Genomic DNA, 260 nt, shown 5'->3' with positions numbered 1-260 from the left:
AATGAGCGAATCGTTGTTTACCCAACAGAAATGTGCAAAGTACTTGTTGGAGGAACGAACTATATCGTCCCGTATAATGTGGCAAAACTGATTTCTGATCTTTCCGAGGAATTGGATCATGAACAGCGCAGAAGGAGAAAAGACAATGAAGAAATCATGTCATTCTTAAAAAAGCAGTGTTGGCATATTGCGTATGCTTTAGGAGGAGGGGACAAAGACAGCGTGGCGTATTACGGTGAAAATCTCTTGAGCCATTCCAT

At 41.5% G+C, this 260-nt stretch carries 1 protein-coding gene; it reads left to right on the top strand.

Annotation, left to right across the window (positions count from 1 at the left end; translation table 11 throughout):
• A partial coding sequence (locus HJY11_RS13625; protein ID WP_208076468.1) for a hypothetical protein occupies positions 1 to 260 on the top strand: 260 nt, incomplete at both ends.

The sequence above is a fragment of the Bittarella massiliensis (ex Durand et al. 2017) genome, from assembly GCF_017566145.1.
GTDB classification, from domain to species: Bacteria; Bacillota; Clostridia; order Oscillospirales; family Ruminococcaceae; genus Bittarella; species Bittarella massiliensis_A.
The sequence above is the reverse complement of the archived record's forward strand: the minus strand, read 5'-3'. Positions and strand labels throughout refer to the sequence as shown.